12 protein-coding genes and 1 pseudogene are annotated in these 12,376 nt (G+C 61.5%); 4 read left to right on the top strand and 9 right to left on the bottom strand.

Going from position 1 to position 12,376, the window contains the following annotated elements:
* Positions 1 to 13: 13 nt before the first annotated feature.
* From ML401_RS20095 to ML401_RS20080, 4 genes are all read right to left on the bottom strand, one after another.
* Positions 14 to 1,099, bottom strand: coding sequence for a hypothetical protein (locus ML401_RS20095; protein WP_259211675.1), 1,086 nt, complete (start codon positions 1,097 to 1,099; stop codon positions 14 to 16).
* 795 nt (positions 1,100 to 1,894) lie between these two features.
* Positions 1,895 to 2,398 carry a hypothetical protein gene (locus ML401_RS20090; RefSeq protein ID WP_285806661.1) on the bottom strand — a complete coding sequence of 168 codons (504 nt, stop codon included), beginning with the start codon at positions 2,396 to 2,398 and terminating at the stop codon, positions 1,895 to 1,897.
* A gap of 62 nt (positions 2,399 to 2,460) precedes the next feature.
* Positions 2,461 to 3,594 (bottom strand): ERF family protein, encoded by a 1,134-nt coding sequence (locus ML401_RS20085; protein WP_285806660.1) that lies wholly within the window; start codon positions 3,592 to 3,594, stop codon positions 2,461 to 2,463.
* On the bottom strand, positions 3,578 to 4,429 hold the full coding sequence (locus ML401_RS20080; protein ID WP_376717375.1) for a YqaJ viral recombinase family protein: 852 nt from the start codon (positions 4,427 to 4,429) through the stop codon (positions 3,578 to 3,580). The genes ML401_RS20085 and ML401_RS20080 overlap by 17 nt, the downstream gene beginning before the upstream one ends.
* A 249-nt stretch (positions 4,430 to 4,678) precedes the next feature.
* Between ML401_RS20080 and ML401_RS20075 the strand changes: the two genes are divergently transcribed.
* Together ML401_RS20075 and ML401_RS20070 are read left to right on the top strand one after the other, a co-directional pair.
* On the top strand, positions 4,679 to 4,918 hold the full coding sequence (locus tag ML401_RS20075; RefSeq protein WP_259211669.1) for a hypothetical protein: 240 nt from the start codon (positions 4,679 to 4,681) through the stop codon (positions 4,916 to 4,918).
* A 761-nt stretch (positions 4,919 to 5,679) separates the two neighbouring features.
* Positions 5,680 to 5,901 (top strand): hypothetical protein, encoded by a 222-nt coding sequence (locus ML401_RS20070; protein WP_211417470.1) that lies wholly within the window; start codon positions 5,680 to 5,682, stop codon positions 5,899 to 5,901.
* A gap of 56 nt (positions 5,902 to 5,957) precedes the next feature.
* Here the strand turns inward: ML401_RS20070 and ML401_RS20065 are convergent, their stop codons facing one another.
* Entirely contained in the window at positions 5,958 to 6,302 is a 345-nt protein-coding gene (locus ML401_RS20065) for an H-NS family nucleoid-associated regulatory protein (RefSeq protein WP_211417469.1), read from the bottom strand.
* Between the two features lie 860 nt (positions 6,303 to 7,162).
* Between ML401_RS20065 and ML401_RS20060 the strand changes: the two genes are divergently transcribed.
* Entirely contained in the window at positions 7,163 to 7,849 is a 687-nt protein-coding gene (locus ML401_RS20060) for a response regulator transcription factor (protein ID WP_285806658.1), read from the top strand.
* Positions 7,850 to 7,892: 43 nt separating this feature from the next.
* Here the strand turns inward: ML401_RS20060 and ML401_RS20055 are convergent, their stop codons facing one another.
* Positions 7,893 to 8,144, bottom strand: a complete 252-nt coding sequence (locus ML401_RS20055) for a hypothetical protein (protein ID WP_285806657.1) — start codon at positions 8,142 to 8,144, stop codon at positions 7,893 to 7,895.
* 253 nt (positions 8,145 to 8,397) lie between these two features.
* On the opposite strand from ML401_RS20055, the pseudogene ML401_RS20050 reads away from it, so the two are divergent.
* Positions 8,398 to 8,709: pseudogene (locus tag ML401_RS20050) on the top strand (hypothetical protein); the annotation flags it as partial.
* A gap of 1,024 nt (positions 8,710 to 9,733) precedes the next feature.
* Here ML401_RS20050 and ML401_RS20045 read toward each other — a convergent pair.
* The 3 genes from ML401_RS20045 to ML401_RS20035 are packed head-to-tail and all read right to left on the bottom strand — an operon-like array spanning position 9,734 to position 12,326.
* Entirely contained in the window at positions 9,734 to 10,729 is a 996-nt protein-coding gene (locus ML401_RS20045) for an ABC transporter substrate-binding protein (protein ID WP_285806656.1), read from the bottom strand.
* Between the two features lie 20 nt (positions 10,730 to 10,749).
* On the bottom strand, positions 10,750 to 11,559 hold the full coding sequence (locus ML401_RS20040) for an ABC transporter ATP-binding protein (RefSeq protein WP_211417465.1): 810 nt from the start codon (positions 11,557 to 11,559) through the stop codon (positions 10,750 to 10,752).
* Positions 11,556 to 12,326: an ABC transporter permease gene (locus ML401_RS20035; protein ID WP_285806655.1), complete on the bottom strand. Its 771-nt coding sequence runs from the start codon at positions 12,324 to 12,326 to the stop codon at positions 11,556 to 11,558. Before ML401_RS20035 ends, ML401_RS20040 begins: the two co-directional genes overlap by 4 nt.
* Between the last annotated feature and the right edge of the window lie 50 nt (positions 12,327 to 12,376).

Raw genomic sequence — 12,376 nt, 5'->3', positions numbered from 1 at the left:
TCTCATCGCGCTTTTAGTGTGAGCTGGCGAAAACTGGGTCGGGGGACCGCGTAACGAGTTGCGCAAATCCGTCAGCCGAGACGATTCGACTGCGCCGAACCCATTCAGCCGCGCGGAGGCCGCCAGCCTGCAGTCTCACGATCGGGTCGGGGCCAATCTCCGACAGGAGAATGCCCATGTGGCCCAATGCCGGTGGCGTTGTCGGCCAAACGCCCAATCCATTTGCTGACAACGCGGTTCGATCTATATCGCCCCAAAATTGCACGATGATGGCACCAGCGGGCGCGCAAGCAGCGAGATGCATTGCTTCCGGCGAACCGATGCGAGGCTCAGCCGCCGGTCGCAGCGCGACGATGATTGCGTCCCACTTGTCGCGATACACGGCTTGGACGTTGTCGAAGGTGTCCACGCTCGCTCCAGAGCTCGCGAGACCGGCGCGGAGCGAACCAACAAAGTCGTTGTCGCACAGCACGGCAATACGGTTCTTGTAGACGGATAAACCGCAATCGTGGAGTTGCTTCACGCAAAGCGGACCGAGAAACGAGAAGACATCGACTGACGGATGGCGTTCGTTCACGCCCACAATCGGAATTCCGCGCCGTAAGCATGCTTCCATGTCGAGGTCCTTGGGGCGAAATTCCCAAGCCTCAAACATCAAGGCGATGACCGCCTCCTTTGGCAGCATATCAATGAGCGCTGCGGTAATAGGCCGAAGATGGCCGCTGTTGGTTACAATGTCTGTTTGATGGAGGATATCCGGGGTGATCTGCTCCAGGACGTCGATGCGATCGGCCACACCGACCGAATCTGCGAGCTCGAGGGTCTGTTGCCTGGCGTCAGCGGGTGTGCCGTGCCGCGTTGGCCTCGTGAAGGCATAAACGTGCCTGGCTCCGGCCATCGCTGCGAGGACGGCCGTCACGGCGTACGCGCCGGTCGCGGCCTCGGTGAGAACTGTCAATTCCGAAAGGTCTAGGAGAGTTTCCGTAAGGGCGCGGCTCATCAGGGCTCCCAGACGCGGCAGTGCGAATCCTGGTCGCAGGGCCGCATCGAAGCCAGACCGGAATTGCCTGGATGCTGCTCCAGCCTTGATCTCGGTCATAAATTGCCCTTTCGCTTCCGCTATTTGGAAAGAGCGGTGCTTTGGTGCGCGGTATGTGTGGCTGCCCTGGGTTCGACGCGCTGAACAAGGGTTCTGATCTAGATAATTCCAAGCTAATTATATTGTAGTTTAAAATCTAATAGATTTAAATTTAGAATGCAAACGTGCACGCACCTTGCTGTATTGATTCTCCTTCATGGGACCCGGTCGCGGACCTTGGTGCGCATCGTGCCTCCGTATATGCCACCCGCAAATGCAATGTGCACGGGTAGGTGGGTAATTTTCATTGGCAATGATTGCAGGATCACACCGTCGCCTCGATAGCGACGGTGAAGACCGGCGTTGGTTCTCGAAAGCTGTGGAAGAGTTGCCGGCGTGAGCCCGCCGGTGATGACGTTGGTGCGAGCAGAGAAATTGTGCAAGGCAAGAACGGCAAGTGCAGCGGCGGGGGACGGTGGTCCGAACGGCAAGGAGGACCGCTGAAGGTACCGCCGACGCCATAGTTGACGCCGGCCAGCGCTCGCACCCGTGCGCTAGCCAGTCTGGCGCGCTTTTGCCCGGATGAACGGTTGATAAACAGGTCGTTTAGCTTCTTGCCGGCGCGAAACTGCGCCTCCCGTTATCGGCTGCTTGCCGCGGCCGACCCGGTTTTGGCTGGATTAGTAGAGCATTCAAGTTATGTGCCATTCGGGAGCCTGAAGTAATACGCGCAAGTCCCGCGCTTTTTGAGAGCCGTCCTAGGCGGCGAGTTTCTTATGCGTGACCCGTACCGGATCGGGAGACGATGAACCAAATCTAGCGCGGCCCGCGCATCGATCCACCTAGGAAGCGCTGATGCCTGATCTCGCGCAGCAGCAATGTGCGCTTGGTTTGGGCGGCGTTGAGCAGGCCTTCGAACAGGACCAGGACCTCGCGCGCCTGGACGTAGGCTCCAGTGGTGACGGCGTCTTGATCGAAGCCATAGGCGGCAAGCCGCGCCTCGATCTCGGTGGCGGCGATCGGGTCGGTCCGCCAGCTCAGGGCATTTTGCTGCGTGTAGTATTCGGCCCGGTTTTCGAAGTCGGGATCGATCCCCACCATGTCGATGCGGCGGAGCGCCGCCTCGACGGCCTTGTGGCGATAGGTCTCGAGCAATTTGTGCCGCAATATGCGCTGGATTTCCCAGGGCAGTTCGGCCACATCGATCGCGAGCAGCCACTCGATGGCGGACCGGGGCGCAAGGTCGGCAAAGATGGCCTGTCGCAGCGCGTGGTAATGCTCGAGCCGTTCGCCGGGCAGCAGCAGGGGCGGCGGCGCCAAGGCCGCAAACTTCGCCGGTAGCGCAGTGGCGGTCAGCTCGCGTGCGGTTTGGAACGGGCCGTTCATTGGGGCGCCTCCAAACCAAGGTTTGCGGACAGCGGCGCGGTCTTGGCGGCCCGACCATGGACCGGGCTCGCCGCCCACAGCTCCTGCGCCACCGGCAGCGGCGTGATCTGCAGGTTGGCCCACCACGCCCGCTCGTTGCCGTGGCGATGCAGCTCCTCGTGATGGGCGCGGCACAGCGGCACCGTGAACTCATCGCTGACCTTGCGGCCGAGCGTCCGGGCTTGCGCGAATGTCAGATGATGGGCATCGCACGGGGGTTGCCGGCATACCAGGCAGGGCTGCTCCCGGACAAACAGCAGGTGCGCCTTGCTGCGCTTGCGCGGCGGCTCCTTGGGATGGGCGAGCCCGGCTTCCGGCAGCGGTGGCTGCAGCGCGGCGTCGGCGTCAGCAGCAGACGCCGCTGGCAGGGGTGGGGCGCCATCCAGGACGGCGGGTTGCTCGGCCTGAGTCCGGGCAGCGTCCTCAAGCTTGGCCTGATAGGCTGCCTCGACGCGCCGGGCATCCGGCTCCTGCAGGCTGTTCTTGAGCGGGAGGCTCGCCCTGGCCCAGCCGAGCAGATCGGTGCTGGCGGGCAGGGCGTCGAGCTGGCGCAACAGCTGCTCCCGGAGTGCGGCGGACTCGCCCGGCCGCAGCACCGGCGCATGGTTGAGCGCGCCCTTGCCGGGCGCGGCCTTGAGGGTGGGCGGAGCGGGGGGACCGGCGACCGTATCCGGGGCGTCGAGATCATCCTCGCCGGCAATCCCGACCAGCGCGAACAGGGCGTAGCGTCGGGCGTAGGTCAGCGCCGCACCCATGCGATGCGGCGCCTCAATGTCCCATGCGGCGCAGACCGGCCAGTCCGAGGAGATCCACTCGCCGGAGGAATGGGCGAGCAGGGTGGTGAGGTGGATGTGGCCACTGGTTGGCTCGACCCGGGTGGTCTGAATGGTGGCGATCTCCTGCTGGCTCAAGGTCTTGCGTACGATGTCGAGGCCGCTCGCGAGCGAGGCGTAGCGGAAGGTGCGGTCGTCATCGCGCAGGAACGGCGAGCGGATCTGAGCGGTCAGGGTCTTGTCCGGGTTGGTCAGTGCGGCTTGGGCGCGGGCCAAGGCGGCCGCGATCGCGCCGATATGCTCACTGGCCTGGTGCATGGACGGCCTCCATCTCAACCGGATCAAAACTGATCGCGCCGGCCTTGGAGCGCTTGGCGCGAACACCGTGGCCAAACGCCTCCTTGGCATCCTCCGGCAGCAGCTTCTTGAGCTCGGTCTTGGCCAGTTCGTGCTCGCCATGGGTCTCGCGGGTGCGCAAATAGCTCGCCGCGCATGCGGCCCACAGATTGGAGGCGCTCATGTCGACTACATTGACGGCGGCGAGCCGCGGCCGTGGGGTCTCGATCCCGAACAGCAGCGGCGGCTCGCCGCTCTGCACGCAGCGCCAGAACTTCTTCTCCGCCGTCAGCAGCAGATGTTGGTAGAGCGGGTCGGCATGCACGGTGATCTCGATCCATTTGCCGCCGCCGGTGATGATCGAGAGCACGGCCGAGCGCGCCGCGACCACCCACATGTTGTGCTGCAGCTGCGCCATGTGTTTCTCCGCCGCCGCCTCTTCGGTAAAGCCCCAGGGCAGCATGAACTTGGCCTCGAACACCGCGCCGGTCGGGGCGACGATGCCGTCCAGCGTGGCCGCCATCCAGCCGTGGACGGAATGCCGCACCCGCTTCTGGACATCGGTGATCGCGTGGCCGGTGGAGGCCTGGTACCAGGCGCGGTTGAGCGCTTCGGTGGCGAGGCCGAGCTGCACCACCAGGTTACGGGACAAATCTTGCGGCGCGATCTCGCCGCGCTTTTCCCGCCACAGCCGCAGGAGCGCGTCCTGGTCCTGGCCCATGATGATGCGCGCGTCCGAGCCGCCGATGAAGGCGCGGCGGTCGTGGCGGTTCAACGTGACGATGGAGCGGGGCGCCTCGGCGCCGTCGGATGCAATCGTGGTCACCGGTCTCTCCTTGCTTGACGCGGCTTGCCGCCGCACCGCCAAAACCCCCGCCGCTGCGAGGGGAGAGACCGGGGCCAGAAGGCCCCAGGCCGGTCCGATGATTAACGCTCCTTTTGCGCGGAAATGCCAGTCCTTTCTGCAGCGAATTTGCTGCTCTTTTGGGCTAAAAATCCTTGAGATGTCAGGACGTTGGAGCGAGCTTTCGGGGGCCGCAACCCGCCCCACCGAGGAGACTCGGAGATGACATCAGTTCGACAAATCGAAGCCAATCGCAGCAATGCCAAGCGCAGGGACCGGGCCGCAAACGGCGGCTGGCAAGACGAGGTCCAGCCGCAACGCGCTGCGTCACGGGCTCTGGCGCGCAGCGCGATCAGCGATCCTGCTGAGGCGGAGCAACTTGCCGTCGCGATTGCTTCCGGGCTCGGGCATCAGGTCACACCGGACGCGGCGATGGCGCTGGCGCGGTCTGCGCATCCGTAGGCCTCCGCCACGATCTGTTAGCTACGCTATTAAACTGTCCGGTCCCGGCCCGCTTGAAACATCTTAACAATCTCGAGCGCTATGAGCGGGCAGCATTGGCGAAACACAAGCGTGCGCTTCGGGCCCTTTGACCAAGCGGAGTGAGAGGGCACACGAGCAAATTGGCTTCGTTCCGGAATTTCCGGCCTAGCCCCATGCGTGACATCGACTTACAGCTGCAATTTCTGACGCGGGGTTTCCGCCTTAGCCAATTGGAGTTGCGCCGAGAGCATCCATCTTAAAAATTGACGCGCCTCTTGGGAGCCGAAAACGAGCTGCTGGCCCAGGCGCATCAAAACGAGGATTATATTCTGTGAAATTAAATTTTAATAATAAGGCAGGGTTAGTTTTTGTCGGTCTTGGCCGACGTTCGGCCACGTCCGGCGGCGACGGTTTCCCTCTTCAGCGTGCCCCCACTCCCTGATCCACTGTCAGAATTTTCCCTGTTGTGGATTTCCCCATCCAGTGCCGCAACAGCTTGGAGTCCAGGCGATTTCGTACATTCCCTTAGCCAGATAGCGCGCGCTATATGGGATTTTCCCTGTAGAATTCCCTGTTCGCTGGGAATTTGGGCGCAACGTTGCTATTCGCCAACGCAGCGCTTGGTGGCGTGGACCGATGCGGAAGGCGGCAATTGAAATAATTGAACTAACATATTTAACTTGAGGCAAGATAGGGGAGGTCTATGTTGAAGGCGGGCTGGATTGGAGTAGGACGAGCTTATGACCCATCTCGATGCAGAAGGCGACGATCGTCGTGAATTCCTGAAGAGCTGCGGCAAGTTTGCCGCCGTGACCCCGCCAGCCGTCACGCTGTTGCTCTCCACCTCGCTGACCTCGGCTGCGATAGCCAGTTCAGGCGGTCGCATTGTGCGGGGCAACAATGGCTTCGGCAATGGCGGCGGTGACGGCAGCCCCAACGGGAAAGAAGATCACGACCGGTAGATTCTGCGGTGCAACGGGCAGCCGTGGGTGCGTAGGCCGTCGCAGCGGGGCCGGGCTCAACCGGTCCGGCGGCGCCTTTGTGCGGACGACCGGTCGATCAGGAGATCATGCAGCTTCTTACCGGCTCGAAGCTGAGCCTTCAGCCATCGGGGCTGCTTACCGCGACCCGACCAGGTTTCCGAGGGATTTTTCGGGTTCTGGTATTTCGGCAACACTGGGGGGTAGGGGCGGCGAGAACGTTCCTCGTTCTGGGCCGCAGCGGCCGTCCCCTCAATCCTGCGAAGCCGTTCTTCGAGTTTGGCTTTCTCCGCGGTCATTCTGCGCCCAAGAACAGTCGTGACCTCATCGTAAAGTCGCCACAGCTCGGCTGTGGTCATGGACGCCCAGTCGTCGTTCTCCATGGAAGCCGTCCCCCAATGCCCCCGAACCGAAACAGAGGGGGATTATCAGGTCCAGCGGGGGTCCGGCAAGCGCGATCAACTCGCGCGCGCCTGTGCCGATTTCAACTTGGGCGGTCGGGGTTACCGGCCGAGCCCGTGCCTTCGAATGCGCAATCGCCTTCCAGGCGCCCGCACCTGGGGTCGCCGCTTGGGCGCGAGCAACCGCTGCTCGGCCATCGACACGCGACTACGTAGGTTCTGCAATTCAGTGAATCTAATGATCAGGGCTTGATGAGTTTGACGCAAAACAGCCGAAGAATACATGTGAACACCTACTCATTGCCGACGATGCCCCTGCGACCGACGAGCCGTGAAAAAAGACGCAGCAGCCATTTTCACAATTACTTGCCCAGCTTTGCTTTGATGAATAGTATTACTTTTCTCCCTTTCAGAAGCGGGGCCTTCGAAGGCCTCGCTTTCGCTAAAACTTCGTCGAATGTTAGATTTGAATCGTGAAGGCCCCAATATATCATTCGTAATAACAACGCCAACGAAGTTAATTGGATGTTGACAATAATGCCAGGCGACCAACTGGCGCACGGACGACATGTTCTGAGAGAATTTCCTGGTCCATTCTGCCCCAAGTTGTCTAAGGCGCGGTCCTTACGTGCGGGATTTACGGGGCTGACGTTTTGCGGAAAGCACCGCATTCTTACGGTGCTGCGCGCATTCGCTGCGCAAGTTACTGTGGCGCCATAGATGTTGCCGGGCAGACCGAGACCTGACGGCGCGGCGTTACGGTCGAGCGGACTGGCTATCCTCGAACAGAGTGTTGGAATAAACGGCTGCACGGGGGGTTATCAGCAATAGGCAGGGGCAACATGCGCCGCATCAGAATTGTCATTGCGGATCGACATCCGATCGTCTTGCAAGGCATCAAGAGCGTTCTTGCGATGCACCGTGATTTCACGGTCGTCGCGTCTTGCAGCGATGGTGCGGGCTGCATCGAGGCCATCCGAGTTCTTGTGCCGGACATCGCGCTTGTCGACGCTGCACTGCCCGACGTCAGTCCGCAGCAGATCCTCGCTCCCGCAAGCGCTGTAAGCCCAGGCTTGCCGATCATCTTCTTCGCCGCTACCACGAGCGACCGTGACTTACAAAGGCTTGCCCTGGACGGCGCCTGCATCGTCCTTTCGAAGGACGCGGATCCGGAGATGCTGGTCGCGACCCTGCGGGAGGCTACGCAGAACCAAGCAGCTGTCTCGCCGGGCGCCGAGCGGGCCAGCGAGGAGCCCCGCGCCGGTGATCAGGCTCTGACGCTACTCACGGGTCGGGAGCGTCAGATCGTGCGGCTCGTGTCGGAGGGTCTATCGAATAAAGCGATTGGGCGTCGGCTGAATCTTGTCGACGGGACGATCAAGGTCCACCTCCATCACATTTTCCAGAAGCTGGATGTGAGCAACCGTACACTGCTCGCGGCATTGGCGATTTCGCGGAGCGAGCCGCACGCACCGTCGGGTGAGCTCAATCCTCGTGCTCTGTTGCAGCAGAATCCGGTCGAGGACTAACGGGAGCGCCTTGCGGTTCCGGAGCGTGAGCGAAACGGCGGGCTTATCGCAGTGCCAGATGCCCAATTGCGGTGCGGCAGGCCCCTTCGGCCTCGGCTAGCGTTCGAAACGGCGAGCCGCCAATCTTGATTGCGGCTTGGTTCTCGTAGAGCGGGCGCCAGCTCGCCAAATAGCCGGTGCGGCCGTGAAAGCCGGGACCTCCGGGGCTTCCGAAGCTGATGACGAACGAGAAGCCGTCGCTGCTCGCGCTCCAGATCTCCATGTCGCCCAGGGACCGATGGAATTGCAGTGGCATGCAATGATCCAACATAGTCAAATATCGCATCTGTGTTTAATCGCATTAAAATTATCATAGCGATATTAAATCGCGAGAGCAACTCAAAATCGCGCGGGAGCGACCGGGTGCGTCGGAAAGTGGAGGTGGCGATCCCGAAAATTGCCGGCGATCCTACGGCAGCGCACGTTCGGCAGCGCCATTCGGGTAAAGAAAATTCCTGGTTGAAAGCGTATTTAATATATAATAACGTGGGTTGATATTAAATCGAGGAGTGCGTAGCGTGACCCGGGACGGCAACGAAAACGACGACCGGCGGGCGTTTTTGAGGACCTGCGGAAAATTTGCGGCCGTGACACCCCCAGTGATGACCCTGCTTCTATCCACATCTCTGACTTCCAGAGCCATTGCAAGTTCGGGCGGATTGCGTGGAGTGACGCAGAACGACCGGGGGCCGTCGGTCTTCGATAATGGTCGGCCGTCCGCGGCGGGGCCGGGGAGTTCCAGCGGCGGGTCATCGGGAGGTGGTGGCGGAGCGCCGGGCGGTCCCTCTACTGGATCGTCTCGCGCCGGAGGGATATCCCGCAATGGCGGCGGATCCGGTGGTGGCGGCGGAACGGGTGGTGGAGGCGGATCCGGTGGGGGAGGCAAAGGGCCTTTCGCAACCGGCGGCAGCTCCGGAATTCCAACCGCTGATGGTGGGGTCGATTGCGCCGACGAAGAGAACGAGGAAAGGCGCAAGGCGGACTGCCCGGGAGCCAGTACTCGGATTTCCAGTGTAACCCAATCGGGCCGGTAGGAGCCTTGTCGACGATGCGCACCTCCGGGTGGGCGGCTGGACGGCGAGGCAATGCTGAGCCCTTGGCGCCGGCGCGCCGGACGTGGGCTGCAAGCGTATCCGACAGCAAAGCGGCCTCTTGATGCACCGCCGCGGTTTTTACGAGCGCAACATGCCGACTGTTAGTGCGAATAGGATTGCATATTTTTCCCGACACCCTAAAGTGGGCGAGTTCTAAGAGCTCGATCAGGAGGCGCGTCATGAATAGCCCCGTTCAAGCCGGCGATCCCCGGGCTCTGCTTCGACATCGTCTCGAAGCGCTTGTCACCGAACTCGCGGAGCTTGAGGAGCTCAGGGAATGGGTGAGTCGAGAGGAGAATCGCCAGCGCGAGCTGCGGAAGGCGGGCAGGTCGCGTAGTCCAGCCCGGACCGCGAGCGGTCGTCGTAGCTTCGCAGAGGCAACGCTCGTGCCTGTGCTACTTGGTCTCAATAAGTCCGGTTGTTGTAACGAGCGCCGCAAGGCGAATGAATGAGGGGCTTGATGCCAGCTATCGCGCAGCTTGGCATAGCCTTGGGAACGTCTTGCGCCTCCAAAAGACTGCGACCAGTTGACCCATGAGACCAGCTTAGCCTGTTTAGAGCGGCAATCTACGTCGATCTGAACAGGGGAGTGCAGCAGCGTAGTCGAGCGTGCGGAAGGGACGGGTGTTCGCTTCGGTGCTCAACACATGCTTGGTACGTCAGCAAATCATCGGCCGAGTGAAGACAACTGGGGCGCACCGCACAGATGACGTGTCCGGCGCGAACTCCGAGTCTCTCGGTGCCTTGGTATCTAGGTGATTGTCTTCAAATACAGGCTCGGATCGAAGTATTTGCTCGCCGGCGTGAAGTCCTTGATGCCCGCATTGGCCATGAAGAAGTCCGTCGACTGCTGCAGCCAGTTGGTGACGGTCCCGTCCGAGTACATCCGCTTCCAGTCCTTGGACGTGAACATCTTCTGGGCCTTGAAGGACTCGTTGATATCTGACAATGGCGTCTGGCTGTAATGACCCTTCTGCAGCTTCTCCATCGCCTCGTTGCTGTTCGCGACGATGTAGTCGTTGGCATCCGCCCAGCCGCGGATCAGCTTGGCGAGGGTCTCCTTGTTGGGTTCGTAATAGTCGTTCGCCGCAGCCCAGCCGCCGATAATAGCCGCCTTGGGATAATAGGCTGACGCATCGGCAAGCATGGTCGCGCCCGGAACCTTGTCGCGGACCGTGACGTTGAACGGTACCCAGAGCGCCACGGCAGGCACGGCGCCAGAGATGAAGGCAGTAACGGCCGCCGGCATCGTCTGGTTGACGAGTTCGACCTCCTTTGGATCGACCTTGTTGGCCCGGAGCGCGGTGTCGAGGAACACGTGCGCCGTCGTGCCGGTCGCGGTTGCGATGCGCTTGCCCTTCAAATCCGCGAACGACTTGATGCCCTGATCGCCGCGAACCCAGAGCTGCGCCGTCGCCACCTCGATGTCGTTGATCAGAAATACCTTGCCTTGGCCGCGGGCCGGGAAGTTCGAGAGGACAGCGCCAGTTGCCAGCACGTCGAGGCTGCCACCAATCAGCGCCTGGAAGATTTCGAGGCCGGTGTTGAACTGCCGCAGTTCGAGATCGAGGCCCTGCTTTTCGAAGGAGCCGCGGTCCATGCCGGTCCAGATCTGGCCGTCGACGGCGACGGTGTGGAGATAGCCAACGCGAACCTTGGTTTTTGCCTGGGCGATTGCGGGGGCTGCGGCCGTGAAAGTGCCGAGTGCCAAGCCTGCCGTCGTGGTCAGAAATTGCCGCCGATCCATGATGTGTCCTCCGTTACTGGTTATTCCGAGAATGAGACCGGACGCATCTGCGCCTGCTGGGCGCGATATTCGTCCATGACCAGCTGCCTGATATGACTGCGTAGCTCAGCGAATTCCGGACGTTCCTGGATCGATTCATCGCGCGGGTAAGCGAAGGGAACGTCGATGATCTCCTTGATCCGCGCCGGCCGCGCCGTCACCACCACGATGCGGGAAGCGAGGTAGATCGCTTCTTCAACAGAATGGGTAATCAGCATGACGGTCTTGCCTTCGGTCTCCAGCACCTTGAGCAGCAGGTTCTGCATGTTGGATCGGGTCTGGGCGTCGAGCGCCCCGAATGGCTCGTCCATCAGCAGAAATTGCGGTTTCACGGCATAGGCCCGCGCGATCGCCAGCCGCTGCCGCATACCGCCGGACAGATGTTTCGGATAGGAATTGGCGAAGTCAGACAGGCCCATCAGGCCGAGATAGTGATCGCAGATCGCGTCGCGCTCGGCGGTCGCGACATGGTTGGCTTTGAGCGTCAGGCCGAAAGCGATGTTCTGCTTCACCGTCAACCAGGGGAAGACGCCATATTCCTGAAAGATGACGCCGCGCTCGGGGCCGGGACCGGCGACGGGGCGGCCGTCGAACAGGACCTTGCCGGTCGTCGGCTTCTGGAAGCCGGCGAGCATGCTCATCATCGTGGTCTTGCCGCAGCCGGACGGCCCGATCACCGCGATGAAGTCGCCGTCGTTGATGTCGTAGCTGACGTCCTCGACGACCATGAGGCGGCCCTTCGGCGTCTCGAAGGACAGCGACACCTTGTCGAACTGCGCGCGCTTTTTCATGCGATGGCCCGATCCTGCCAGACCAACAGCCGCGCGGTGATCTTGCGCAGGATCAAATCCATGATCAGCGCGATCAGGCCGATGCAGATGATGCCGACATAGATGACGTCGAGCAGGAAATAGGTCGAGGCATTCTGGATCATGGCGCCGAGCCCGCGCTGCGCAGCGATCAGCTCGGATGCGACCAGCGTCGCCCAGGCCACGCCCAATGCCACGCGCAGCGCCGTGAGAATGTGCGGGACGGTGAGGGGAATGATGACCTTGCGAAAGATCTCCGCCTGGTTGGCTCCGAGCGTCTGCGCCACGCGGATGTAGAGCGGGGTGATCTGCGACACGCCCTCATACATCACGATCACGCCGGAGAAGAACGAGGCGTAGAACAGGATGACGAGTTTTGCGAGCTCGTCGACGCCGAAATAGACGATTACCAGCGGGATCAGCGCGATCGGCGGCAATGCACGAAAGAAGTTGATCATGGGATCGGCGAAGGTGCGGGCGGGGCGATACCAGCCCAGCAGAAATCCGACCGGCACGGCCACGAGGATGCCGAGCGCGACGCCGAGAAAGACGCGCCGAGTCGAAGCAAAGATGTCGATCAGCAGACCTTCCTTGGTCAGAAGCTCGAAGAATTTGACGGCGACCTGGTGCGGCGCGGGGATCAGCGAGACGTTGACGAAGCCACTCCAGCGCACGGCGTACCAGAGCAGGATTGCACCGATCCACGGTATCAATCCGAGACCGAGGCGTCTCAGGCCGGCTCCGTTCATTCGACGCGTCCACCCAGATTGCGGTTGATGTTTTCAGAGGTCATATTATA

The organism is Bradyrhizobium sp. 62B, assembly GCF_030272265.2.
Lineage (GTDB): Bacteria > Pseudomonadota > Alphaproteobacteria > Rhizobiales > Xanthobacteraceae > Bradyrhizobium.
Note: the sequence above shows the minus strand (reverse complement) of the source record. Positions and strands in the feature narration are given on the sequence as shown.